Source organism: Chryseobacterium sp. KCF3-3 (assembly GCF_045865955.1).
Classification (GTDB): Bacteria; Bacteroidota; Bacteroidia; order Flavobacteriales; family Weeksellaceae; genus Chryseobacterium.
Genome location: NZ_AP035792.1, coordinates 1125793 through 1151825, shown reverse-complemented (window position 1 = coordinate 1151825; position 26033 = coordinate 1125793). Strand labels below are relative to the sequence as shown.

Genomic DNA, 26033 nt, shown 5'->3' with positions numbered 1-26033 from the left:
TAATGTAGGAGTTTTTATTTAAAAAAAATGGTAATATTTTTACTTCTCTTTTTTAGAATATTCCTGAAGATAATCTAATAAAATTTTATATTCATTCTCCTTAAACTCAGGTTCTGTAAAAATGAAATTAATATTTTTATTAACCATATTTAAAATAAGGTATTGATCAACCATTTTATAATGAGTTTTATCCCAGACACAGTTGATTGTATTGAATGGATTTTTAACAGTAATGCTGTCCTTGTGAAGGGTTATAAAACTGATTTCCTCATGTTTTCTTCTAAGATTTTCAATTTGTTCTTCTATCAAATTGAAGGTTTTATTTCTGGTACTGAAATATTGATATAAAAGAAGGAAAATATATCCTATAAATAAGAAACTACCATATTTAAAAATAACGGAAACGGGACCAAGATTCAAAGATTTTAAAGGAAGAAATCCTAATGCGAGGAATAGCACAGCATATAGGATTGCTTTTTTGAGTTCAACGAAGTGCTTTTTCCAGGTATACTGAAAGAAAAATTTCTGATTTTCCCTCTCTACATTTTCTTTGAAATATAATTGTAATTTGATAGGCTCCTCCATGATTAAAAATTTTGCTGGCAAAAATAGAGAAATTAACCAATATTCTGTAGTAGCTCCAAAGCATTCATCATATCAATTCCATTACCCAAAACCGGTTTGAACAAGTCACCTTTCTTTTTAATTCTGTCAAGAGCATTATTAATATTAAAATCTGTTGGCTTCAGACCAGGCTTTAATTCATCCCAATCCAAAGGCATAGAAACTGATGCTCCCGGTTTGGGTCTAAGACTGTATGCGCTTGCCAAAGTTTGCCCGGTTCTGTTCTGCAGGTAATCAAGATAAATTTTTTTGTTATCCCTTTTTTGAAGACTTCTTTCTAAAGTGGTAATCTTGGGCTGTTTATCATTCACCTGCTTCATAAGAATATGAGCGAAATCTTTTACCTGGTCAAAATCATAATGAGTTCCCATAGGAATATAAATATGAATTCCCGTACTTCCCGAAGTTTTACAATAACCTTTTATTTTAATAGCTTTTAAAACTTCATTCACCTGAAGCGCTGTTTCAATCACCTCATCAAATGTGTTTTTTGAAGAAGGGTCAAGATCTAAAACCAGATAATCCGGATGCTCAAGATCCGGTAAAGAACTGTTCCATGGGTTCAGATCAATACAACCTAAATTATTCAGATAAGCTAAAGTAGCTTTGTCGTTGCAGTAAATATAATCGATGTATTTATCATTCGATTCAGAATAGACCTGTGTGGTTTTTATCCAGTCTGGAATGTGATCTCCGGCATCTTTCTGATAAAAACCTTGTTCCTCAATTCCATTGGGAAACCGATTGAGAGAAAGGGGGCGATTTTTTAAATAAGGGAGAATATAACGTGCTATAGACTGGTAATATTCAATGACATCTCCTTTTGTAATGCCATCTTTAGGGAAATAAACTTTATTCTGATTTGTCAGTTTTACGGGATGTTTATCCAAAGTGATCTCTTTTTCTTTCTCATTAATCTCTGCTTTTTTTAATACTGCTTTTGATTTCATTTCTTTAGATTTTTCGGTGAAGGATGATTCTTTAAGATCTTCCGGATTTTTATCTTCTCTGATTGTGATAAAAACAGGATGTCTGAAGATTCCGTCCAAAGTTATTTCTGAATATTTGATTTCACATACAAGGTCAGGTTTTACCCATGTTACCGGCATATTGGTCTTTGGAATATTTTCGAAAGGAGAAGATTTTATAATTAATTTCTGAAACCTTTTATAAAGCTCTTTCAAAGAAGTGTTATTAAATCCGGTACCCGTATGGCCACAATAAATAAGTTTTTCATTACTATATTTTCCTAAAATCAAGGCCCCGAAACTTTCCCGTGAACCTCTTGGCTCTGTGAACCCACAAATAATGACTTCCTCTGTCTTGGAAAATTTGATTTTAAGCCAGTCGCTGTTCCTGCTGTTTTCAAGATATAAACTGTCTGCCCGCTTTGCAATCATACCTTCCAGTTTCATTTTTTTCATCTGAGCAAAAAGTTCAATACCTTTTTCAGGAATATGATCACAATATTGAATACTGTCAGTTTCAATTAAAGCTTCTTTCAAAAGTTCTTTTCGCTGGATAAGAGGAATTTCTTCAGTAGAATGACCATTCAGCCATAAAAGGTCAAAAACCTGATAAACAAGAGCTGTACTGGGATTATCCCCGATTTGTTGTAAAAGCTGAAAATTAGGCTTTCCCTGTTCGTCGTAGGCTACAACTTCACCGTCAACGATCATATGATGTTTCTGTTTACCGAAGTCCTGAGTAATTTTGTCAAATTTTGATAAAAAAGAAACTCCGTTCCTGGAATAGAAAAGTGGAGTGTCACGGCTGAGGTCAGCAATAGCTCGGTAGCCATCCCATTTTATCTCAAAGATCCAGTCTTTATCATTAAAGGCTTTATCTGAAAGTTTGGCCAGCATAGGTTTGATAAAGGACTTTAATTTTTTCTCGTTTGTTAAAGAATTAAATTTCCTGAAGGGCTTTTCAGAGATTATAACTTCTTTTTTTCTTTTATTTTTAAGCTTTTTTTTTCCTCTAAAAATTGGGTGACCAATGATTTTGGTGAAGTGTTTTCTTCAGCATTGTAAGGACTTTCTGCAAATTCGTCATTATGTTTGATGAGCAACCATGAGTTGTCATCCGTATTTTTCATTTTAACCAAAGCGAATTCTCCTTTCAGTTTTTTGCCGTGTAAAATAAATTTTAAAGAACCTGCATGTAATTCCTTCAGAAGTTCTTTTTCATGTGAAAGTTTAGAATTTTCTTCCAAAGGTTCATAAGTTCCGCTGTCCCATACTTCCACTTGTCCGGCACCATAATTTCCTTCCGGGATATTTCCTTCAAAATCTTTATAATCGTATGGGTGATCTTCCACCATCATAGCAAGCCGTTTGTCTTTCGGATCTAATGACGGACCTTTCGGAACGGCCCAGCTTTTCAATACACCTTCCATTTCAAGCCGGAAGTCATAATGAAGCCTGGTAGCGGCATGTCTCTGGATCACAAAAATCAGTTTGTCTTTACTTTTTTTTGTTTCTCCTTTGGGTTCGCTGGTTTCATCAAACTTTCTTTTTTTATGATAATCTTTAAGAGCCATTATGATGCGGATTTGGATTTGGAATTGCTAAGACTTGCTTTTAACTGTGCCATCAGGTCAATCACTTTACCTTCTTTTGGAGGCTGAACTTTTTTGGCTTTTATACTTTTGCCTTTTGCTTTCTGTTTAATGATTTTCATCAGTGCATCAGAATAAGTGTCCTTATATAACGCAGGATCAAATTCCTGAGAAAGTTGTTCAATAAGATTGACGGCCATTTTAAGCTCTGCAGGTTTCGGAGCCTTTTGAGCGGGGATTTTTAAGTCTGTATAATTTCTTATTTCCTGATCAAATCTCAGACGGTTCAGGACCAGTATTTCTTTATTGTAAGGACGGATCATTCCGATGGCTTCAGTCTCACGGAGAACAAATGTTCCGATTCCTACCATGGATGTTTTTTCAAGCGCTTTCAGTAAAAGTCTGTAGGCGCTTTCTCCATTTTTCTGAGGTTCCAGATAATAAGGGGTTTCAAAATACACACTATCTACTTCCTCTTCTTTGACAAATTGGTCAATGGAAAGTATTTTTGTTTTTTCGGGGCTTGCTGTTTCGTAATCCTCTTCATCAAGAACGATATATTTTTCGTCCATGAGATAACCTTTGACGATGTTTTCCCATTTAACTTCTTTTCCAGTATTTTCATTTACTCTCTTAAATCGGATATTGGAAAAATCAGATTTGTCAAGCATATCGAGATCTAATTTTGTGGTTTCTGTTGCTGAGTAAATTTTAACAGGAATGTTTACTAAACCGAAGCCAATGGCGCCGTTCCAAATTGCTTTCATTGTCTTACGTTTTTAAAAATCAAGCAATTAACATGCCGTTGAAAGCCCGTGTGGTACCTTTAAGTAGGTTTGTTGCCAAATGACAATTGTTTTTAGCAATCACTTTCATATCTTTATATTTCCGCAATCCGTGGATAAAACAGAAATATGGAAGAGCTTTTTACTTATATCAAAAAATTCGGAATACTGAATCCTCAGGAGGAACTTTTGATTGCTGAAGGAATTCAGGAAATCAAGGTAAAGAAGGGAGAACCTTTTGTAGAGGCCGGGAAAGTAAGTCAAAGAATTGCTTTTGTAAAGGAAGGGGTTTTCCGCTCTTTATACTATAACAAACAGGGTGACGATTTTACCCGGTATTTCATCTATGAAGGTAGATTTATAGGAGATTTTCAAGGTTTTACCGATCAGCTGCCTGCTCATGAAGATATTGAAGCTATTACAGATGCTGTACTGCTGGTGATTGATCTTAAGCATTTTAAACTTCTGGAAGAGAAAATTGCTGTATGGCCTGTTTTGTTTGCAAGAATCCATGCTTTTGTTGTTGAGAATAAACTAAAGGTTGCCAGTATCATGCTCAATCAGGATGCGAAATCCCGTTACATTCATTTTTTAAATCATTATCCGGGGCTTGCCAACAGAGTTCCGCAATCTATGCTGGCTTCGTATCTTGGAGTCACTCCTTCTTCACTGAGCCGTATCAGAAGAAATATCGTATAAGATTTTGTGGGAGAGTAATAGGGTTGGATAGTTGTTACTAACTTCTAACATATAGCTTCTAATTTCTCAATAAATCTGTTTTTGTCAAATGACAATGGTCTTTCTTATTGACTGTCATAGCTTTGTCCCATAAAATTTAAAGTACGAATATGGATATTGTATTAGGATTACAATGGGGTGATGAAGGAAAAGGAAAGTTTATTGATCTGATCAGTGAAAATTATGACATTACAGCGCGTTTTAATGGTGGATCGAATGCTGGGCACAGCATAGAGAGAAACGGACGAAGAATTACGCTTAAAATGATTCCTTCGGGGATCTTTATGAAAGGAGTGCAGAATGTAATTGGTACAGGAACTGTTCTTGATCCTGTAAGTTTCAAAAAAGAAATTGCAAATCTTCAGTTATTTGATGAAACGGTTCAGCCGGAAAGTAATGTGATTATTTCATTGAAAGCTCACTTTGTGCTGCCTACTCATAAGCTTCTGGATGTTTTTATGGAGGAAAGTTCTGATTATACAACCATCGGAACCACCAAAAACGGTATTGCGCAAGCTTATTCAAATAAAATCTTAAGACAGAATGTAAGAATAGGAGATATGTTTGCTCCTGACTTTAGAAGCAGAGTACAGCACATTTTAGAAAGAGATTATAAGATGCTGACTGCAGGAGGTATGACGCTGCCTTCCCTGGAGGAAATAAGCAATGAATTTTTTGAAGCCGTAGATTTTCTGAAAAGATTCAAATGTACGGAGACTGAAATATATTTAAACAATGCTCTGGCAGAAGGTAAGACAATCTTAGCAGAAGGATCTCAGGCTGCTATGCTGGATATTGACCACGGAACATATCCGTATGTAACTTCTTCTTCAACTACTGCTTCAGGAGCGAGCAGCGGATTAGGTGTTTCACCGAAAAAGATCGGTGAGATATTCGGGATTGCAAAAGCATACTGTACAAGAGTAGGGAACGGAGTTTTTCCAACTGAATTATTTGATGAATTAGGTGAACAGATCAGAACAAAAGGAAACGAGTTTGGTTCCAATACGGGACGTCCTAGAAGAACAGGCTGGCTGGATCTTCCTGCTTTGAAGTATGCTGTAATGATCAATGGAGTGACTCAGCTGGTGCTGACAAAAGCAGATGTTTTAAGCGGATTGAAATCCGTAGCAGTTTGTACTCATTATGAACTGGAAAATGGAGAGATTGTAACTGCTTCAGGTTTGCTTCCTGAAAACGGAAAACCTATACTAAAATGGATGAATGGCTGGGAGGCTGACTTCTCTGCAATGAAAAGTCCTTCAGAATTACCAAAAGAAGTCATCGGGTTTCTGTCATTCTTGGAAGAAGAATTGGGAATTTCTGTGGCTTATCTTTCAACCGGACCGGGAAGGAATGAAATGTTGAAATTAATCTAATAGATAGTTATAGAATAGAAAGAGGTTAGAGAGTTTATTTCCTAACCTCTTTTTTGTATGAAGAAATTTAGTTAACTTTTGTAAGGATGAAGCGTTGCTTTGTAGAAGGCTGAACCGTTTGATCAGTTGTGCCGATTACAATAGGAGTAAGATTGGTTGTTGTACCATTTTTCACCTCTAATCTCAATGCTGGTGCGTTCTTTGGAGCAAATCCAAATCCATTATTTCCTAAATTGAATAATAACCATTTTTGAGAATCTGTATTAGCATTGGTTCGTAATTCAACAGCTGTTCCATTCGTTGTCCCGTTACTTTTCACGGTTAATACCTTTGTAGGATCCAATATAGATTTGATGGTATAATAACCATGATCTGATTTGGTGAAAGTAAATCTCTGGTTATTCCCTGTAGAAGCGGAATACAGAATGATGCTGGTACCGTCTGTAGTTGAACTTCCTGAAACATCTACATTTTTATCACTTGCTAAAGCTGTTCTCATTGTATACGTTCCGTTGACGGCAGAAGTAGCATTTACAGGTCCATACAAATGATTGATACCAGCATAATCACCCGCAGACAACCCTGTTCTTTGCTTGGTGAATGTAGATCCATCCAGCTTAGTCATTACTGGCTGACTTGAGTCTATAGCAAAATCTGTAGACTGATACATCATGACTGAACCGAAATCAAAAGCACCATGTCCTGCGTAATCATTGTAAAGATTGAAGTTATGACGGCTTCCTTCTACGGCTTTGTTAACATCTACAATGATGTACTGATCTCTATCCGGGCGGCACTGTTCATGCATGATTCCCATAGAATGCATGATTTCGTGGGCAATAATAGCGGGATAAGTAATATTATAAATTTTTATACCGTTAACTCTGTTTTTTTGCCATCCAAGTGGAGAACTGTTGGATGTTGTATAAGTAAAGGTGATATATTCTGTTTGGTTGGTTCGTTCAACAAACTGCATACTGGTTTGTGAAGAAATCATATCAAACGCTTTGTTGATATTGGTCAGGAACGTATTATAATTCTGAGTACTCAGACTTCCCTGGCTGGGTAATGTATAATAAACGGTTGCATCCGGCCATGTCTTAATAAAAGAGCTTACAATGGTACTTTTCTCTGCTGTTGATGTTCCGGGATTGGCCTGCTTTTGTAATACATTAAACTGTTCGGGGCTAATCGTAATATCTTCTGCATAAAAATATTCACCATTTACTTCATTAACATACGTGAGTTTTCCGTCAATAGATAATTTGTGAATCTTTGCATTGTCCAGCTTTGTGGTTGCAGGATCGATTGAATCAGTTTGAGGATTTTCAATGTCCGACCTACATGAATTCAGTGCCAGAACAAGGCATCCTGATAATAGTAATAGTTTGCTTTTCATATTATTTAATATTGGTTTGGTGATCAAGGTTTTAAAATATGAACAGCTATATTATTATCATACGCATGAGATTATAAAAATACATCAATTCCTAAGTTTTGATTAAGTCTTCATTATAATTCAGCTGTGTAACGTAAATATATTAATAAAAATCATATTTACATATAACATAATATAATGATTGTTTTGTTGGGTTTTTATTTGAAAAATGTATTTATTTCGTTTATGTAAGTGTTTTAATTTAATTTTTACTATTAAATTTTAAATTAAGTTATTTCACGAATATTTGACATAGTGTGTTAAAATACATATTTCACTGGTGTAAAGTTTGTTTTGTTAGCAAATTGATAAATTATGTTAGGATTTGTAATGTTTTTTGATTCTAAATAATGCTATTTTATTACTATTTATTTTTCAAAAATAGTATCGTCAGTATAAAACATCAGGAAGTTCAGGGTGAACTTAAGGCTCCTGTAATAAGAATATAAAAAAAGCGGGGCAAATACCCCGCTTTACATTTATGCTTTTAAATTCAATTGTAATTCTAATTCGTCGAGCTGTGCATCAGCAATCGAAGCAGGTGCATCGATCATTACATCTCGTCCTGAATTGTTCTTAGGGAAAGCGATATAATCTCTGATCACTTCGTTCCCGTCAAGAATGGCTACCAAACGGTCAAACCCGAATGCTAAACCTCCGTGTGGCGGAGCACCATATTTAAATGCGTTCATCAGGAATCCAAACTGAGCTTCTGCTTCTTCTCTGGTAAATCCTAATAAGTCAAACATTTTAGACTGAAGATCTCTGTCAAAAATTCTGATAGATCCACCTCCGATTTCGTTTCCGTTCAGAACCATGTCATAAGCGTTGGCTCTTGCTTTTCCAGGATCTGTTTCCAACAAGTGGATATCTTCCGGCTTTGGAGACGTGAAAGGGTGGTGCATGGCGTGGTATCTTTCAGTATCTTCATCCCATTCCAATAGAGGGAAGTCAACAACCCAAAGCGGTGCAAATACATTTCCTTTTCTTAGTCCTAAACGGTTACCAAGTTCCATTCTCAATGCTGAAAGCTGAGCTCTTACTTTATTTTCGTTTCCGGAAAGAATCAACATTAAGTCGCCTTCTTTTGCTCCGAATTTTTCGATGATTTTTGCTAAATCTTCTTCGTTGTAGAATTTGTTTACCGATGAGGTTTTTACTCCGTCATTCTGGAATTTTGCCCAAACCATTCCTGAAGCTCCGATCTGAGGACGTTTAACCCAATCCACAAGTTCATCGATCTGCTTTCTCGTATAGTCTGCACATCCTTCTACATTGATTCCTACTACTAGCTCAGCGTCATCAAATATTTTAAAGTCTTTTCCTTTTACCAGTTCATTCAGTTCTACGAATTCCATTCCGAAACGGATATCCGGTTTGTCATTTCCGTATTTTTTCATCGCCTCTGCGAAAGTCATTCTTGGGAAAGCTCCGAATTCCTGACCTGTAATATCTTTTATAAGAGTTTTAGTCATTCCTTCGAATACGTTCATAACGTCTTCCTGCTCTACAAAAGCCATTTCACAGTCGATTTGTGTAAACTCCGGCTGTCTGTCAGCTCTTAAATCCTCGTCACGGAAACATTTTACAATCTGGAAATATTTATCCATTCCACCTACCATTAAAAGTTGTTTGAAAGTTTGTGGAGACTGTGGCAATGCATAAAACTGTCCAGGGTTCATTCTGCTTGGTACCACGAAATCTCTTGCTCCTTCCGGAGTAGACTTGATCAAAACAGGAGTTTCCACTTCAATGAAACCTTCGTCAGATAAATAATTTCTTACTTTCTGTGCCATCTTGTGACGGAAGATCAGTTTATCTTTTACCGGATTTCTTCTGATATCCAGGTAACGGTATTTCATTCTTAATTCTTCACCACCATCCGTTTCATCCTCAATAGTGAAAGGTGGAAGCTGAGAATCATTCAGAATCGTCAGTTTTTCTACCAGAATTTCAATTTCCCCGGTTGGAATATTAGGGTTTTTGCTTACTCTTTCAATAACTTTTCCGGTAGCCTGAATCACAAATTCACGGCCCAGTTTTTTAGCTTCCTCCATCAATTGAGCAGAAGAGCGGTCCTGGTCAAAAACCAGCTGGGTAATTCCGTAACGATCTCGAAGATCTACCCAAATCATAAATCCTTTATCACGGATAGTCTGTACCCATCCTGATAGTGTAACTTCTTCATTCAGATTTTTCAGAGATAGCTCTCCGTTGGTGTGTGATCGAAACATAATTATTTGTTTAAAGTTCAATGTTTAAGGTTCAATTCCGAACCTTGAATTTTTCGTTGGCAAAGATAAGATTTTTGCAGGTTTTATAAATAAAAAAAACTCCCTTTCGGAAGTTTCATATATTGTTTTTAGATTTTTTTAGATTCTATTACCACCTTTTGCGATCAGAATTCTCTTTACTTCTTCACTACCTTTTGTTTCATCAGCTACTTCAAGAGGAGTTTTATTCTGACATTTTTTATTCACATTCGCTTTGTTATCCAAAAGGAAGTTGATAATATTCTTTCTGTCAGACATTACACTGAAACCAAGGGGTGAATAAAGTATATTTCCCACAAGGAAACATTTGTTGTAATCTCCCGGAGCAAACTGTTTTTTGAATGTTGCTATATCATCAGAATAAATGGCTTTCATCTTTTCCTGACTCATCTTCTGGGCAGAGAACATGCTGCCGGACAGTAACATTCCAAATAGAAAAGTAGTAGAGATTATTTTTTTCATAAGGATAATTTTTAAGAATATACAAATCTAAATTAAATTTTATTACCAATTGCTAAGTTTTTCTAATAATTGGATTTGTATTTTTGGGATTACATAAAATATTAATTGCGAAATGACAAAATATGTTGAATTTTTGAAAAAAGCATTCAGCGGTGAAGAAACTGATTTTACGAAAGTGAATATCAGAAGTGCTGTGCTGCTTTTAGCGATTCCTATGATGCTTGAAATGGCTATGGAATCTGTGTTTGCGCTTGTGGATCTCTATTTTGTCGGTCATCTGAAAGAAAGCGGTTTTGCTATCCAGACGGTAGGACTTACCGAATCTGTACTTTCGATAATGTATTCTATTGCCATTGGGATGAGTATGGCGGCTACAGCTTTGGTAGCAAGAAGAATTGGTGAGAAAAATCCGGAACAGGCTTCCAGAAGTGCAGCGCAGGTATTACTCGTTTCCTTTGCGATTACTTTTATTTTAAGCTTGTTGGGGGTGATCTTTGCAGAAGAAATTTTAATCCTGATGGGTTCAAAACCGGAAGCAGCAGCTTATGGGAAGAATTTTACCAGAATTATGATGGGAAGCAGCACGATTATTATGCTTTTGTTTTTAATTAATGGGATTTTCAGAGGAGCCGGAAATGCTATGATTGCCATGAAAAGTTTATGGATTGCGAATATTGCCAACATTATTCTCTGTCCAATTCTGATAAAAGGCTTAGGACCTGTTCCTGCTTTGGGGCTCACGGGAGCTGCTTTGGCAACAACAATAGGACGTAGCATTGGTGTTATTTATCAGCTGTATCATCTTTTGGTGGCCGATACTCAGATAAGAATTAAACTTCCTTATTTTAAACCGAATTATACATTAATCAAATCCATTATAAAAATTGCAACTCCCGGAATTTTTCAGTTTGTCATTGCCTCATGCAGTTGGATTTTCCTTGCAGAACTTGTAGCAACTACAGGAGGAGAGAATGCGTCGGCGGGTTATCAGACCGCTTTAAGACTAATGATGTTCTTTATGCTTCCAGCCTGGGGATTGAGTAATGCTGCCTCTACGTTGGTAGGACAGAATATGGGAGCGAATGAAATGCTGAGAGCAGAACAGTCGGTGATGAAAACCGTGAAATATAATGTCATTTTTATGCTTGTGGTAAGTTTGATTTTCCTTTTTATGGGGAACTTTTTAGTTAGTTTTTTTACTCAGGAAATGGCGATTAAAGATTTTGCTAAAAATGCACTTCAGATTATGAGTATAGGATTTATTTTCTATGGAATCGGGATGGTGATGATCAATGCCTTTAATGGAGCTGGTGATACATGGACTCCTACCTGGGTTAATCTTTTTGGTTTCTGGCTGTTTCAGATTCCGCTGGCTTATTTCTTATCAAAATATCTTGACATGGGCCCCAAAGGAGTTTTTATATCAATTCCTGCCGCAGAAACATTGATAACCATTGTTGCTTTTATCTTATTTAAAAAAGGAAAATGGAAGACGATAAAAGTGTAGAATGTATGGATGATGGAAACTTGAAGAGGGGAGTACTGGCAGCCTGAAATATTTAAGCTAGCCTTTTATCAATAAGATGAAGAAAATAGAACTAATTTGATAACAGAGAATCAAAATAGCAACCTGATAGTAACTTCCAACATCCATCCTCCAGCTTCCTAACCTAATTTATAAAACTTTAACAGCTTCATTAATTGGATTTTAGTATTGTATTTTCTAAATTCGTAGAACAACAAATACATAATACTATGGGAAAAGGAGACAAAAAATCAAGAAGAGGAAAAATTAATTCCGGAAGTTATGGTAAAAGAAGACCTAAAAAAGCTTCAAAATCATTTCCTGCTTCTGCAGAAAAATCTAAAAAGTAATTAAAAATAAAAAAGACCGAAGATCATGTCTCCGGTCTTTTTTTATGAAAATTAAATTAATTATTTACCTCCCAAAATATTACCAAGGATGCTGCCTAAACCGCCGCCGCCTTGTTGTTGGTTTCCACCACCACCCAATACACTTCCCAGGATATCATTCAAAGGATTTCCTGATGATTGAGATTGTCCGCCACCTCCTAAAACACTTCCAAGAATGTCATTCAAAGGATTAGACTGCTGAGCTTGTGCCTGATTGGAAGCATTTCCAAGGATTCCTCCTAAAAGATCTCCTAAGCCGCCAGCTCCTACATTGCTCTGTTGTTTTTGCTGTCCGATATAACCCATTACTACAGGTGCAAGCATCGCAAGGATAGGACCTATTTTATCTATTGAAATTCCAGTGTTCTGTGACAGTTGGTTTTCAACAGTACTTTTTTGCCCACCGAAGATATGATCAAGAATAGATCCTCCTTCAGCCTGTCTTGCCTCAATTTGTGAAGCATCATTTAAAATACTTCCGTTGTGGTCTTTATCTAAAGCATTATTTAAAGCTTCTGCTTCTTTAGCGTCCTGAGATTTATTTCTAAGATAAGAAATAATAAGAGGGGTAGCAACTGCTAATAGGGCGATTACCTGGTTTTTACTGATTCCGAATTTGTTTTCAGCCTGTTCAGCAACCTGGTTGCCTGTGTTCCCTGTAAGTAGGTCTATTAAACTCATTTTTTGTGTTTATTTAGTATTAATTACACCAAAGTTATCAAAAAATATGCCTTACAAATTGACCGCCTTTCATAATTATTGTTAAAGTTTCTGAGAGCGTTTCAGAAGACTTTAGTTTTTAATGATAGGAACGTTTGAACACGCTTCTCCGAACATCAGAGATTTTACAATAGGTTTCAGTTGTTCTACCAATTCAATATAAGCATTTTCAGGAATTTCTTTATCTGAACATCCTTTTACAAGCACTCTTTTTCCTCTCATTTCCTCAAAATCATGAGTCTGGATGGCATTATGCATTAAAATAACTTCCAGATCCTCGCGGTTTCCAAAAACTACTTTTTTTGCTACATCGGTAATCTTTGCTGTTAAAACAAAATAAGCCCAAAGAGGAATAATAGTGTCTACGGAATTGTAAATGTATACGTAAGTGTCTTTATATTGTTCCGTATCGATTGCATCTACCTTTTCGCGGAAATCTTTTTCTTTCAGGATCATTTCCTGCCAAAGGAAATCTTTAAGGTCAATACCCTTTCTTTCCCCTTTTGGCAGTAAAGTGGTAAGGTCAAAATTGATAAGGCCGCTTTCTGCAACTTTATTCCGGATTTCAAATTCTTCTGACATTTTTTATCATTATCTTTGAACAAATTTACGAATTAAGATCATATCTATCTTAATTTGTTCTCTATCCTTACTATAGAAATGAAGTATTATATTATTGCAGGAGAAGCTTCCGGTGACTTGCATGGAAGCAACCTGATGAAAGCCTTAAAACACAAGGATCCACATGCGGAATTTAGATTTTGGGGTGGCGACCTGATGAAAGCTCAGGGCGGAACGTTGGTAAAGCATTACCGTGATCTTGCTTTTATGGGATTCCTGGAAGTGGTGATGAACCTCCGTACCATTCTGAATAATATTAAATTCTGTAAAGAGGATATTCAGAAGAACAGACCTGACGTTTTGATTTTGGTGGATTATCCGGGATTCAACCTGAGAATTGCCAGATTTGCCAAAGAATTGGGAATCAAAGTTGTTTATTATATTTCTCCACAGCTTTGGGCTTGGAAAGAAGGCCGCGTAGAGATTATCAAAAAATATGTGGATGAAATGATGGTCATTCTTCCTTTTGAAGAAGACTTTTACAGAAAACATGGAGTGCATTCTCATTTTGTAGGTCATCCGTTGCTGGATGCTATTTCGGATCTTCAGGAAATCAGCATTGAAAAATTCAAATCAGAACATGGTTTGAATGAAAAAGAAATTATCGCATTACTTCCGGGGTCCAGAGAACAGGAAGTAGAAAAGATGCTTGAAATAATGCTTTCCGTAAGACCGCAGTTTCAAAACTATCAGTTTGTGATTGCCGGAGCCCCAAGTCTTCCAAAAGAATTTTATCAGAAATATGTAGATGATAATGTTCATTTTGTTTCTAATAAAACCTATGATCTGCTAAGATGTTCAAAAGCTGCTTTGGTGACTTCCGGAACAGCTACGTTGGAAACCGCTTTGTTGAATATCCCTGAAGTGGTGTGCTATCGTGGAAGTAAAATTTCCTATGCTATTGCTAAAAGATTGGTGAAAAATATCAATTATATTTCTCTGGTTAATCTGATTATGGACAGAGAAGTGGTGAAAGAATTGATTCAAAATGATCTGAATACTAAAAATCTGGTAGAAGAGCTCAATAAAATTTTGTCAGGAGAGAAAAGGGATCAGGTTCTGAATGACTATAGCCTTCTGAGAGAAAAGCTTGGCGGAAAAGGAGCCAGCGATCATGCTGCTGAGGTGATATTGAAAGTATAGTTTATACCGAGTTTCTGATTATTAATCTACTTTTAACTATGAATTATTGTAACCGTTTTCTGTTATTCCTGACTTTTATATTGTTTTTCACAAACAGTTTTGCCCAGCAGAGCAGTGCAAGAGATAAAGTTCAGATATTTTATTACGGCTGGTATGCCAATCCTGCAACAGATGGAGATTATCAGCACTGGAATCATGAGATCCTTCCTCACTGGAGTAATCCGAAGTGGAATAATCTGGGACATCATAAAGGAGGAGATGATATCGGAGCTAATTTTTACCCGGCTCTTGGCAACTACAGTTCCAATGATCCGAAAACCATCGGGCAGCATATGAAAATGATCAAAGACTCCGGAGTAGGAGTAGTTGTTGTAAGCTGGTTGGGAAAAGATTCGTTTACGGATAAAAGTCTTATCAAATATTTAGATATTGCAGATCGGTTTGATTTAAAAATAGCATTCCACATTGAGCCCTTTTATAAAAATACTTCAGAATTAAAAGAGCAGCTTTCTTACCTGATAAAAACGTATTCTCATCATCATGCATTCTATAAAAAAGAAGGAAAACCTCTGTTTTATGTGTATGATAGCTATAAAATTCCTAAAGAAGAGTGGAGGAAAATACTATCCAAAGATGGAGAACGAACAGTCCGAAACACAGATTTAGATGCTCTTTATATCGGACTTTGGGTTGAGAAAGATGATGCTAAATTTTTTGATTCGGCAGGCTTTGATGGTTTCTATACCTATTTTGCCAGCGAAGGATTTGTATATGGAAGTACAACGGCTAATTGGGATTTTATGGCCAAATATGCTAAAGATCATCATCTGATTTTTATTCCGTGTGTAGGTCCTGGTTATTCTGATACAAGAATCCGTCCGTGGAATGAAGCGAATTTCAAAAGCAGAGATCATGGAAAATATTATGAGAAAATGTTTGATGCTGCCAGTAAAGTAAATCCGGAGTTCATTGGAATTACATCATTCAATGAATGGCATGAAGGAACGCAAATAGAGCCTGCTATTCCTAAAAAAGCAGGAGATTTTAAATATGAAGATTACGGGAAAGATCCTTTATTTTATATCAAAGAAACGAAGCGTTTGACGGATAAATTTTTGAAAAATAGGTAATATACTTTTAAACGTAATTTTTAGTAAAAAAAATTAAGCGTTCTGTTAACATTTTTAATGAAGACAGAGCGCTTATTTAGTTTGTAAAGAGATCATGAATTTCCCATTCATTGCCTATTTTAAAAGAATAATTAATGGATATTGAACAAACAGCCTCTTCTTATTCTCTCAGTATGCTTTATTCTTGGAATTCTTTTTCAGGATAAAGTGGTATTAGTAAAGACTGTTGTTCATGGAGTGGGAGTAGTCTGCTCAATATTGTTGATTTTAATCTGTTTTCATTCTTATCTTCTGCATAAAACCAAAACAGTTTTACTGATGCTTCTGCTGTTTGGAGCAGGAATTGTTCTTCATTTCTATAACACTTCTTCACCAGTTGATAAACTTCTGGTCAAGAAGCATGAAACGGTTTTATTTAAGATCTCTCAGAAACTAAATTCTTCGGAAAAGTATAGAAAATATGAAGGCATTGCACAGGCAGGAAATGCATGTTTTAATTCAATTTTTTATGTTTCAAAAGATAAAAAAGAGTTTGATTTTATTCACTACTACAAAGCCGAGGTTTACATTACAAAACCTCAGATTCCATCATATGATTTTCAATTTGATTATGCCCAATATCTGAAAAGAAAACATATTGATTACCAGGTTTATCTTTCAAAAGTAATTATATCTGCAGAACGGAATGACTTAACGTGGGCAGATCAGCTTAGGCAATATAGGTTTGAGGTTCTTAACAAAATAGATAAAACAGAAATTTCAGAAAAAACTAAAGAATTTCTGAAAGGTATTATTCTGGCAGACCGAACAGAAATTGATGCAGACACTGTTAGAGATTTCAATAAGTCCGGGTTGGTTCATTTTCTGGCTATTTCCGGAACTCATATTGTGGTTGTTTTCGGGATGTTCTACTTTTTTTTGATTCGATTTGTTCCTTTACAATTCAGAAAATATGCGGTTACTTTCAGTTTGATTTTTATCTGGTTGTTCGCCGCTTTTATTGGATTGGGTAATTCAGTATTGCGATCTTGTATCATGCTGAGTGTTTATTTTATTTTTGTTTTGCTTCAGCGAAAGCCAGATCTGCTTCACTCACTAGCCTTGTCTGCTTTTTTTATTCTAATCGGAGATACGCAACAGCTTTTTGATGTAGGATTTCAGCTTAGCTTTTTGGCTGTTTTGGGAATTTATTGGCTGAATCAGCCTCTGCTGAAATACTTCCCAAAACAGGATAATTATATTAAAAAACTTCTGTTTAACACGATTACCATATCTTTATCTGCACAGTTGGCAACACTTCCTCTGGTGTTGTACTATTTTCATCAGTTTTCATTGATATCAATCATTGCCAATTTTGTTATCGTTCCTTTTTCTGAATTAATTATTATTTTCTCTTTTTTAATAACAGTTCTTATTTCTTTTGGGATTGATTTTGAACTTATAAATGGTATATATGACGGGATTATTCAGTTTTTGCTGAAGGTGATCCATTGGTTTGCTGAGGTTGACGTGCTGTTCTTTGAAAATATTCCAATGAATGGGATAGAAGTGATGTCATTAGCAATATTTGTCTATTTACTAAGAGCAGCTATACTGAAATTCAATATGAAAAATACAATGAGATTGATGATGGCAATGCTACTATTTCTAATGATAAGAAGCGGAATCACAGCTTTTGAAAATCAGAAGGAAGAGATATTGGTTCATCATTTTAACAGAAACAAAATTTTTTCAGTGAAAAATGGGGACAGAGTCTGTTTCTGGATTTCGGATATGAAAAATAAGACGAAGATTTTACAGTATATAGTCAATCCATATTGTGCTTCCAGGAGAGTAGATCATTTTGAGATAAAAACCTTGTCACCCTCCATTCAAAAAGTGGTTTTCAGGAATAAGATTTATGATCTGAAATGATGGTTCTGAATTTAGCCATTTTCCTGTATTTATAATGGGTGAAAATCTTATTTAGAAAGATTACAAACTGTCTATTTGTGAGATTTCTCACTTTTCGATATTGTTAAACTTTCTTAATTTTGTGGAAATTCAAATTTAAACTTATATGGCAGGTTTAACGAGTTCTACGATAGGTAGAAAATACGCTATGGCATTATCAGCTATGTTTTTGCTGATTTTTCTTATACTGCATTTGACAACCAATTTGTTATCAGTTCTAAACAAGGATGCATTCAATACAGCATCTGACTTTATGGGCTATAATCCTTTTGTGCAGTTCTTAATGCAGCCTATTCTTGGTTTTGCAGTAATTTTCCATTTTGTAATGGGATTTGTGCTTGAGATCAAGAATAATAAGGCGCGTCCGGTAAAGTATGCAGCAAACAACGCATCAGTGAATTCTTCATGGATGTCCAGAAATATGATTATTTCAGGAGCTGTTATTTTAGCATTCTTGGCGCTTCACTTATATGATTTCTGGTTGCATGAAATTAATTACAAGTATGTAGAAGGATTGACTCCTGATGCAGAACGTTTCTGGCCGGAACTTCATGAAAAGTTTGCTGATCTTTGGAGAGTGGCTTTGTATGTAATCTCTTTTGTTCTACTAGGATTACACTTAGCGCACGGATTCCAGTCTTCATTCCAGTCTATCGGTGCGAGACATCCAAAATATACGCCGGTGATCAAAGCTTTCGGGACATGGTATTCAATCCTTATCCCTGCAGGATTTATCATCGTTGCAGTTTTCCATTTTATAACTCAATAATATCAATATACTAGTATGAGTAAATTAGATTCAAGAATTCCAGCGGGTCCTCTTAAAGACAAGTGGAAAAATCATAAAGACCATATGAACCTTGTTGCACCAAACAACAGAGATAAGATTGATATTATTGTTGTAGGTACAGGTTTGGCAGGAGGTTCTGCTGCAGCTACATTAGCTGAGCAAGGATATAATGTGAAAGCATTCTGCTACCAGGATTCTCCAAGAAGAGCGCACTCTATTGCAGCTCAGGGAGGGATCAACGCAGCTAAAAATTACCAGGGAGATGGTGACTCTACTTACAGATTATTCTATGATACCATCAAAGGTGGTGACTATAGAGCAAGAGAGGCCAACGTTTACAGGTTAGCTGAAGTTTCTGCAAATATTATTGACCAGTGTGTTTCCCAGGGGGTTCCTTTCGGGAGAGATTACGGCGGTCAGCTGGATAACCGTTCATTTGGTGGGGTTCAGGTAAAAAGAACTTTCTACGCAAAAGGACAAACAGGACAGCAGTTATTATTAGGTGCTTATTCTTCAATGAGCCGTCAGATCGGTAAAGGAAGAATCAAAATGTACAACCGTCATGAGATGTTAGATCTTGTTATTGTTGACGGAAAAGCAAGAGGGATTATCGCAAGAAACCTTGTAACAGGTGAAATTGAAAGACATTCTGCTCACGCTGTAGTAATCGCTTCTGGAGGATACGGAAACGTATATTTCCTTTCTACCAATGCAATGGGATCTAACGTTTCTGCTGCATGGAAAATTCACAAAAAAGGAGCTTACTTCGCAAACCCTTGCTACGTACAGATTCACCCGACTTGTATTCCTGTTCACGGAACACAGCAGTCTAAACTGACTTTGATGTCTGAATCATTAAGAAACTCCGGAAGAATCTGGGTTCCTAAAAAACACGAAGATTCGGTAGCAATCAGAGAAGGTAAATTAAGACCTGAAAATATTAAAGAAGAAGATAGAGATTATTATTTGGAAAGAAGATACCCTGCATTCGGTAACCTTGTACCTAGAGACGTTGCGTCCAGAGCTGCTAAGGAAAGATGTGATGCTGGATTCGGAATCGAAAATAATGATACTCAGGAAGGTGTTTACCTTGATTTCTCTACAGAGATCATGAAAAAAGGTAAAGAATCCGCTATCGAAAAACATATTCATAATCCTACAGATCAGCAGATCTATGATTTAGGTAAGAGCTGGGTAGAGGAGAAATACGGTAACTTATTCGTAATGTACGAAAAAATTACAGCTGACGATCCTTACAAAACTCCAATGAAGATCTATCCTGCAGTTCACTATACAATGGGTGGTGTATGGGTTGATTATAACCTTCAGTCTACAATCCCAGGTTGTTTCGTAATCGGTGAAGCTAACTTCTCAGATCACGGTGCAAACAGATTGGGTGCTTCTGCATTGATGCAGGGTCTTGCTGACGGATATTTCGTACTTCCTTACACGATTGCAGATTACCTTTCTGCAGATATCAGAACAGGAGCTATTCCTACGAACTCAGGAGCGTTTGACGAAGCTGAAAAAGGAATTAAAGAAAAAATTGATTTCTTCTTAAATAACAAAGGAACTCACTCTGTAGACCATTTCCACAAACAATTAGGAAACATTATGTGGAATAAAGTTGGAATGGGAAGAACTCCTGAAGGATTAAGAGAAGCAATCAAAGAAATTGAAGAAGTAAGAAACGATTTCTGGAAAAACGTAAAAGTACCAGGAGAAGGAGAAGGTATGAACACTGAGCTTGAAAAAGCATTCAGAGTAGCAGACTTCCTTGAACTTGGACAATTAATGGCTATCGATGCACTACACAGAAATGAATCTTGTGGTGGACATTTCCGTGAAGACCATTCAACTCCGGACGGAGAAGCGGAAAGAGATGACGTAAACTACAAATACGTCGGAGCTTGGGAATATCAAGGAAACGATATCAACACAGAAGTGTTGCATAAAGAAGAATTGATATACGACAACATCGAGGTTAAAACTAGAAGTTATAAATAATCTCCAACCTATAAATATAACATTATGAGTGCAAAAAAAGGCTTACATCTTACGCTGAAAATTTGGAGACAAAAAAATAGTAAAACTAAAGGTCAGTTTGAGACCTATAAAATATCAGATGTATCTACAGACTCTTCATTTTTGGAGATGTTGGATATCCTGAACGAAAACTTAATTAACGAAGGAAAAGAACCTATCGCTTTCGACCACGACTGTCGTGAAGGAATTTGCGGTATGTGTTCTCTTTACATCAATGGTAGAGCTCACGGTCCTGATACGGGTATTACAACTTGTCAGCTTCACATGAGAATGTTCAAAGATGGTGAGACGATCGTTATTGAACCTTGGAGAAGTGCTGCTTTCCCTGTAATCAAAGATTTGATGGTAGACAGAAGCGCATTCGACAGAGTAATGGCAGCAGGAGGATTCATTTCTGTGAACACTTCCGGTAATACATTGGATGCTAACGCTATCCCTGTTCCTAAAGAAGATGCAGATAAAGCAATGGATGCTGCAGCTTGTATCGGATGTGGAGCGTGTGTAGCTACATGTAAAAACGGATCTGCAATGTTATTCGTTGGAGCAAAAGTTTCTCAGTATGCATTACTTCCACAAGGTAGAGTAGAAGCTAAGAGAAGAGTTCTGAACATGGTGAAAGCTATGGACGAAGAAGGATTCGGAAACTGTTCAAATACCGGAGCATGTGAGGTAGAATGCCCTAAAGGTATTTCTCTTGAAAACATCGCGAGAATGAACAGAGAATACATGGCTGCTCTTGCAGATCAAGGATAGAATTGATTCAAATACATAAAAAATCGCCTTCATTTTTGGAGGCGATTTTTTTATGAAAAAGATAACCCTGTTAAAGTTTGTTAACTTATTGACTGATCTTCGTTATTCTTTATTTATTAAGTATATATTTGGAAGGTAATTGAATCGTTTTCTGAAAAAACTTTCAAATACTTTTTACCGTCAAAAAGATAACCTTCAATAATTGGAATATCCCTTTTGAATGGTAATAATAAAATTTTTAAAAAAAATAATTAGTGTGAATTAGCAAGCCCTAAAAAGCGTATTTTTGTGTAATATTAAAAATTGAAATGAAAAAATATCTTTTATTGTTTATCATCACATTCTTTGTGATGTCTTGTTCAAAAAAAGTAGAAGTAAAAGGAAAAATTACTGGAAGCTCACCATTAGAAAGAATTGAATTTGTAGAAGCTTCAGGAGTAGGAACCCTGCCTTTGATTAATATAGGTCTTGATAAAGACGGAAACTTTTCAGGAAATTTTGACGCTCCTAAAGATGGAATGTACGTAATCAATTACGCTGGCAGACAAAGCCTGATCTATCTTGAAGGTGGCCAAAAAGTGAATATCTCAGGAAACGGAGCAACTTTCCCAAATGAATATGTGATTACCGGAGATGCTAAAAAGAATAATGACTTCCTTACGGCAAGTATGAAGTTCTTGGCAGACTACGGAGGTAAAGTTAATTTACCTGTATTAATGGGTGGAGACGAAGCTGCATTTTTGAAAGGGATGCATAAAATTGAGGCAGATATTAATAAAAATGTAGATGACCTTGCAAAGAAAAATAACCCAAGCAAAGGATTATTGGAATGGAAGAAAAACGATGTGAAAGTAACCATTCTTAACTTGCTTGCGAACTATGAAATGTCCCATGGTCCAATGTCTGGAAATCCTTCTTTCAAAGCTTCTAAGGCTTTCAAAGATTACGAAACTCAGCTGGAAACAGACAAAGATGGAATGGTAAAAACTATTCCTCTTTACAGACAATATCTTCTTGTAAAAATGACTCCGGATTTCCAGAAATATGCTGAAGCAAACAGCAAAGGAAAAACAGGGATTACAACTTCTGAGATGTTCGCTCAGTATTTAAAAACAAAAAAAGATTTATCTCAAACAGCAAAAGATTATCTTCTTGCATTTGTAATGGCTCAGGCTGATATCCATCCAACAACTCCAGCTGCCAATATTGACAAGATTAAAAAGATCATCGATTCAGATATTAAAGATGCTACCATTAAAAGTGACCTTTTAAAAATGCAGGTAGCTATTACAGGGCTTAAAATCGGAGACGTTGCTCCTGAAGCAGCATTAGCAAAACAAGATGGAAAATCATACCAGCTTTCTGAAAACAAAGGAAAACCTTATATGTTATTCTTCTATGCTTCATGGAATCCTTACATCAGCGAAGCTACAGTACCTGTATTAAAAGAAGTGGTAAACTTTTATAAGTCTAAAATGAATTTTGTATTTGTAAACGTTGACGATACAAAAGATCAATTCATTAAAACAAGCAATTCTTTATTAAAAGGAATTCAGGGAGTGAATGTTTATGGAGAAGGAGGATTGAACTCTGACATTGCTAAGAAATATGGAGTATACGGGTTCAAGTTACCTTGCTTTGTTATTATTGATAAAGATGGTAAAATTGCCAGCAGATCTTTCGTAAACCTTGGTGAGCAGGAATTAGTGACTATTTTGGATAAACAAACAGGTCTTTCAGCTCCGAAGGTAGATCCAAATGCACAAATGCAGCCGCAATTACAGCTTGATCCATCTGCAATGCAGCAAGCACCACAGCCAGCAAATCCACAGCCGGCTCCAACAAAATAATAAACTTTAACATAGTATAGAAACCTTATCTTCGGATAAGGTTTTTTTTATTGTATTTTTGCAAACTGGAACGTAAAAGTTTCAATTAGGAAAATAGAAAATTTTAGAATGAGTAGGAAGAAAAAAAGAGATCTAACTCTTGAAAATATAAAATTGTTGACTGCCGGAGCAAAAGGCGTAGCAATAGGAAAAACAGAGGAAGGTAAAACCGTAATGGTAACAGGCGCAATTCCAGGAGATATTGTGAATGTGAGAGTGAAAAAAGCGAAGTCTAAATACTATGAAGGCGAAGCAATTGAAGTACTTGAAAAATCACCATACAGAGTTGAGCCTAAATGTATCCACTTTGGTACTTGCGGAGGATGCAAGTGGCAGAATATGAGTTATGAAAAACAGCTTGATTTTAAACAGGAAGAAGTCTATAATAATATCAAAAGAATCGGAGGAATTGATGAGTTTGAAACTGTGCCAATTCTAGGATCTGAAGAACAATATTTTTATAGAAATAAAATGGAGTTTTCCTTCTCCAATGCAAGATGGCTTACTCAGTACGAAATTAGTTCTGAAGAAAATTTCGGGAGCAAAGATGCTTTAGGTTTTCATATTCCCGGGATGTGGAGCAAAATTCTTGATTTGAAAGAATGTTTCCTTCAGGAAGGTCCTTCTAATGCTATTAGACTGGCTGTAAAAGAATATGGGGTTAATACTGGCCTGGATTTCTTTGACGTAAGAAATCAGGAAGGATTCTTAAGAACCTTAATGATGAGACAGAACTCTCATGGAGAATGGATGGTTCTTTTCCAACTTTACAGAGAAGAAAAAGAAAACAGAGAAAAGCTTTTTGAGTTCTTATTAGAAAAATTCCCGCAGATTAAAACATTGGTATATGCCATCAATCCTAAACAGAATGACTCTATCTATGATTTAAATATCAACGTATATTTCGGAGAAGGATATCTTATGGAAGAGATGGATGGGCTGAAGTTTAAAATTGGACCAAAATCTTTCTTCCAGACCAACTACAAACAGGCGTTGGAACTATACAGAAAAACCCTGGAGTTTGCAGATCTGAAAGGTGATGAAGTAGTGTATGACCTTTATACAGGAACAGGAACCATCGCACAATATGTAGCAAGAAATGCAAAACAGGTAATCGGAATAGAATCTGTACAGGAAGCAATAGATGCGGCAATAGAACATGCTGCATTGAACGGTTTAACAAATACAACGTTCTATTGTGGAGATATGAAAGACATTTTCAATGATGAATTCATGGCTAACCACCCTAAAGCAGATGTGTTAATCACAGATCCACCAAGAGATGGAATGCATCAGAAGGTTGTAGAACAGATCCTTAAGCTTTCACCGGAAAAAGTAGTTTATGTAAGCTGTAACTCTGCTACACAGGCGAGAGATCTTGCTTTAATGAAAGACCATTATACTTTAGTAAAGATCTTACCGGTAGATATGTTCCCACAAACACACCATGTTGAGAACATTGCGTTGTTGATTAAAAAATAAATTATTTAAATTTGAATTTCAAATCTTAATATGAAGTATTTTAAATTTCTCATAGCAATCTGCTTTTTAGGAATGCTTGTTTCCTGTGGAGGCGACGATGATATTTGTGAAAGTGGAGAAGGAACTCCAAGAATGAAGGTGGCCTTTAGAGATATAGATAATGGAAAAGAGACGACTCTGGATTCATTGTATGTCGCAGTAGACTATGGTGCAGGAAAGGTAGATCTGGGTGTAGCTGTAAAGACTGATTCCAGGTTAATTCCTCTACGGGTAGACAGTTCACCTTATACAGACGTTTATTTTAAACTTACGAAAAAAGGGGCAGAATCTAAAGTAAGAATTAATTATACAACGAAGTCAACCTATGTATCTCCGGGATGCGGAATCAAAAAGTATTACGAGAATTTAACTTCAGAATTAGTAACTCCGGATCCAGTTCAGAAAGTGGAGGTCGGACAAAATCAAATAGAGAATGAAGACAAGACTAATCTTTACCTTTCTTTTTAGTTTATTTGGAATAATAAGCTGGGCACAAGATAAAAAGAAGGAAGCAGAGAAGAAGGTTCACGAAAAATATGAGCCTAATTTTATGGTTGGCCTTGATGTATTGAATACCGGAGCCGGATTTTTTTCGGATAGAAAACTGTATCAGGGATTTATTTCTTCAAAAATCAAAGGAAATATTCATGCTATTGCAGAAGCAGGTTTTGAGAAAAACGTATATCAGAAAAATGGCTATGATGCTAAGGCAAGCGGTCCTTTCGTTAAGTTGGGTGCATTCTATATGCTCGCAAAAGATGCTGAAAATGAATTCAACGGATTTTATGCCGGTGGAAAAGTGGCAGGATCATTCTATAATCAGGAATATATGGCGATTCCCGTTCGTGGATTTGGAGGAAGTAATTCTTCTGAAGCATTTCCTTCATCCTCACAGTCTTCTTTTTGGTTGGAAGGAACTATTGGAGGTAGAGTACAGTTATTCAGTTCCAATTTTTATATAGATGTAAATCTTCAGCCAAGATATATGGTATATACTTCTAAACAGGATGACATCACTCCAATGATTGTTCCTGGTTTTGGAAAAAGTTCTTCAAAGTTTAATATGGGATTTGCATGGAATATAGCTTATAAGTTCTAGAAATAACAGCTTTTGCCATTTAAAATAAAAAAAACACAACCTTTAGAATGTTCTAAAGGTTGTGTTTTTTTTAATGAATACTGCTTATAATTTATAAAAAAGAGAACCCTTGACTTTTACACTATATAGAATATAAAACTAATCTTATTCTTTGGTTTGTATTTTTTTTAATGAATATGTTTTTTAGGTGTATAA

At 36.0% G+C, this 26033-nt stretch carries 23 protein-coding genes; 14 read left to right on the top strand and 9 right to left on the bottom strand.

What is annotated here, in order from left to right; translation table 11 throughout:
• Nucleotides 1-39: 39 nt before the first annotated feature.
• The 4 genes from ACKTTZ_RS05135 to ACKTTZ_RS05120 form a co-directional block, all read right to left on the bottom strand.
• The gene (locus ACKTTZ_RS05135) at nucleotides 40-585 is read right to left on the bottom strand and encodes a hypothetical protein (protein WP_034693049.1); all 546 of its coding nucleotides are present in this window, start codon (nucleotides 583-585) and stop codon (nucleotides 40-42) included.
• 32 nt (nucleotides 586-617) lie between these two features.
• Nucleotides 618-2489: a DNA ligase D gene (ligD, locus tag ACKTTZ_RS05130; protein ID WP_407847664.1), complete on the bottom strand. Its 1872-nt coding sequence runs from the start codon at nucleotides 2487-2489 to the stop codon at nucleotides 618-620.
• 71 nt (nucleotides 2490-2560) lie between these two features.
• Nucleotides 2561-3166: a DNA polymerase ligase N-terminal domain-containing protein gene (locus ACKTTZ_RS05125; protein ID WP_034693052.1), complete on the bottom strand. Its 606-nt coding sequence runs from the start codon at nucleotides 3164-3166 to the stop codon at nucleotides 2561-2563.
• Entirely contained in the window at nucleotides 3166-3951 is a 786-nt protein-coding gene (locus ACKTTZ_RS05120; RefSeq protein WP_253316213.1) for a Ku protein, read from the bottom strand. The genes ACKTTZ_RS05125 and ACKTTZ_RS05120 overlap by 1 nt, the downstream gene beginning before the upstream one ends.
• Nucleotides 3952-4098: 147 nt before the next feature.
• On the opposite strand from ACKTTZ_RS05120, the gene ACKTTZ_RS05115 reads away from it, so the two are divergent.
• A complete protein-coding gene (locus tag ACKTTZ_RS05115; RefSeq protein ID WP_034693055.1) occupies nucleotides 4099-4668 on the top strand; it encodes a Crp/Fnr family transcriptional regulator in 570 nt (189 codons plus the stop codon).
• 149 nt (nucleotides 4669-4817) lie between these two features.
• Nucleotides 4818-6086, top strand: a complete 1269-nt coding sequence (locus tag ACKTTZ_RS05110) for an adenylosuccinate synthase (protein ID WP_407847661.1) — start codon at nucleotides 4818-4820, stop codon at nucleotides 6084-6086.
• Nucleotides 6087-6153: 67 nt separating this feature from the next.
• On the opposite strand, the gene ACKTTZ_RS05105 is transcribed toward ACKTTZ_RS05110, so the two are convergent.
• From ACKTTZ_RS05105 to ACKTTZ_RS05095, 3 genes are all read right to left on the bottom strand, one after another.
• A complete protein-coding gene (locus ACKTTZ_RS05105; protein ID WP_407847659.1) occupies nucleotides 6154-7485 on the bottom strand; it encodes a M12 family metallopeptidase in 1332 nt (443 codons plus the stop codon).
• A gap of 518 nt (nucleotides 7486-8003) precedes the next feature.
• Nucleotides 8004-9758 carry an aspartate--tRNA ligase gene (aspS, locus tag ACKTTZ_RS05100; protein WP_034693059.1) on the bottom strand — a complete coding sequence of 585 codons (1755 nt, stop codon included), beginning with the start codon at nucleotides 9756-9758 and terminating at the stop codon, nucleotides 8004-8006.
• A 138-nt stretch (nucleotides 9759-9896) separates the two neighbouring features.
• Nucleotides 9897-10259 carry an ankyrin repeat domain-containing protein gene (locus ACKTTZ_RS05095; protein WP_034693060.1) on the bottom strand — a complete coding sequence of 121 codons (363 nt, stop codon included), beginning with the start codon at nucleotides 10257-10259 and terminating at the stop codon, nucleotides 9897-9899.
• A 112-nt stretch (nucleotides 10260-10371) separates the two neighbouring features.
• On the opposite strand from ACKTTZ_RS05095, the gene ACKTTZ_RS05090 reads away from it, so the two are divergent.
• Entirely contained in the window at nucleotides 10372-11766 is a 1395-nt protein-coding gene (locus ACKTTZ_RS05090) for an MATE family efflux transporter (protein ID WP_034693062.1), read from the top strand.
• 248 nt (nucleotides 11767-12014) lie between these two features.
• Entirely contained in the window at nucleotides 12015-12134 is a 120-nt protein-coding gene (locus ACKTTZ_RS05085) for a 30S ribosomal protein THX (RefSeq protein ID WP_079243310.1), read from the top strand.
• A 60-nt stretch (nucleotides 12135-12194) separates the two neighbouring features.
• On the opposite strand, the gene ACKTTZ_RS05080 is transcribed toward ACKTTZ_RS05085, so the two are convergent.
• Together ACKTTZ_RS05080 and ACKTTZ_RS05075 are read right to left on the bottom strand one after the other, a co-directional pair.
• Nucleotides 12195-12854, bottom strand: a complete 660-nt coding sequence (locus tag ACKTTZ_RS05080) for a DUF937 domain-containing protein (protein ID WP_034693065.1) — start codon at nucleotides 12852-12854, stop codon at nucleotides 12195-12197.
• A 111-nt stretch (nucleotides 12855-12965) separates the two neighbouring features.
• Nucleotides 12966-13475 (bottom strand): DUF2480 family protein, encoded by a 510-nt coding sequence (locus tag ACKTTZ_RS05075; RefSeq protein WP_034693067.1) that lies wholly within the window; start codon nucleotides 13473-13475, stop codon nucleotides 12966-12968.
• A 78-nt stretch (nucleotides 13476-13553) separates the two neighbouring features.
• Here ACKTTZ_RS05075 and lpxB point away from each other — a divergent pair, with 78 nt between their 5' ends.
• From lpxB to ACKTTZ_RS05025, 10 genes are all read left to right on the top strand, one after another.
• The gene (gene lpxB, locus ACKTTZ_RS05070; RefSeq protein ID WP_253316217.1) at nucleotides 13554-14657 is read left to right on the top strand and encodes a lipid-A-disaccharide synthase; all 1104 of its coding nucleotides are present in this window, start codon (nucleotides 13554-13556) and stop codon (nucleotides 14655-14657) included.
• A 38-nt stretch (nucleotides 14658-14695) separates the two neighbouring features.
• Nucleotides 14696-15787, top strand: coding sequence for a glycoside hydrolase family 99 protein (locus ACKTTZ_RS05065; RefSeq protein ID WP_407847655.1), 1092 nt, complete (start codon nucleotides 14696-14698; stop codon nucleotides 15785-15787).
• A gap of 141 nt (nucleotides 15788-15928) precedes the next feature.
• Nucleotides 15929-17701 carry a ComEC/Rec2 family competence protein gene (locus ACKTTZ_RS05060; protein WP_407847653.1) on the top strand — a complete coding sequence of 591 codons (1773 nt, stop codon included), beginning with the start codon at nucleotides 15929-15931 and terminating at the stop codon, nucleotides 17699-17701.
• Nucleotides 17702-17846: 145 nt separating this feature from the next.
• Entirely contained in the window at nucleotides 17847-18509 is a 663-nt protein-coding gene (locus ACKTTZ_RS05055) for a succinate dehydrogenase cytochrome b subunit (RefSeq protein WP_034693075.1), read from the top strand.
• 15 nt (nucleotides 18510-18524) lie between these two features.
• Nucleotides 18525-20537 carry a fumarate reductase/succinate dehydrogenase flavoprotein subunit gene (locus ACKTTZ_RS05050; protein WP_034693078.1) on the top strand — a complete coding sequence of 671 codons (2013 nt, stop codon included), beginning with the start codon at nucleotides 18525-18527 and terminating at the stop codon, nucleotides 20535-20537.
• A gap of 24 nt (nucleotides 20538-20561) precedes the next feature.
• The gene (locus ACKTTZ_RS05045) at nucleotides 20562-21329 is read left to right on the top strand and encodes a succinate dehydrogenase/fumarate reductase iron-sulfur subunit (protein ID WP_034693080.1); all 768 of its coding nucleotides are present in this window, start codon (nucleotides 20562-20564) and stop codon (nucleotides 21327-21329) included.
• Between the two features lie 308 nt (nucleotides 21330-21637).
• Nucleotides 21638-23179: a TlpA disulfide reductase family protein gene (locus ACKTTZ_RS05040; protein WP_034693082.1), complete on the top strand. Its 1542-nt coding sequence runs from the start codon at nucleotides 21638-21640 to the stop codon at nucleotides 23177-23179.
• A 108-nt stretch (nucleotides 23180-23287) separates the two neighbouring features.
• Nucleotides 23288-24700, top strand: a complete 1413-nt coding sequence (rlmD, locus tag ACKTTZ_RS05035; protein ID WP_407847650.1) for a 23S rRNA (uracil(1939)-C(5))-methyltransferase RlmD — start codon at nucleotides 23288-23290, stop codon at nucleotides 24698-24700.
• 30 nt (nucleotides 24701-24730) lie between these two features.
• Entirely contained in the window at nucleotides 24731-25207 is a 477-nt protein-coding gene (locus ACKTTZ_RS05030) for a DUF6452 family protein (RefSeq protein WP_034693086.1), read from the top strand.
• Nucleotides 25173-25838, top strand: a complete 666-nt coding sequence (locus ACKTTZ_RS05025; protein ID WP_034693089.1) for a DUF6048 family protein — start codon at nucleotides 25173-25175, stop codon at nucleotides 25836-25838. The genes ACKTTZ_RS05030 and ACKTTZ_RS05025 overlap by 35 nt, the downstream gene beginning before the upstream one ends.
• The last annotated feature ends 195 nt before the right edge of the window (nucleotides 25839-26033 follow it).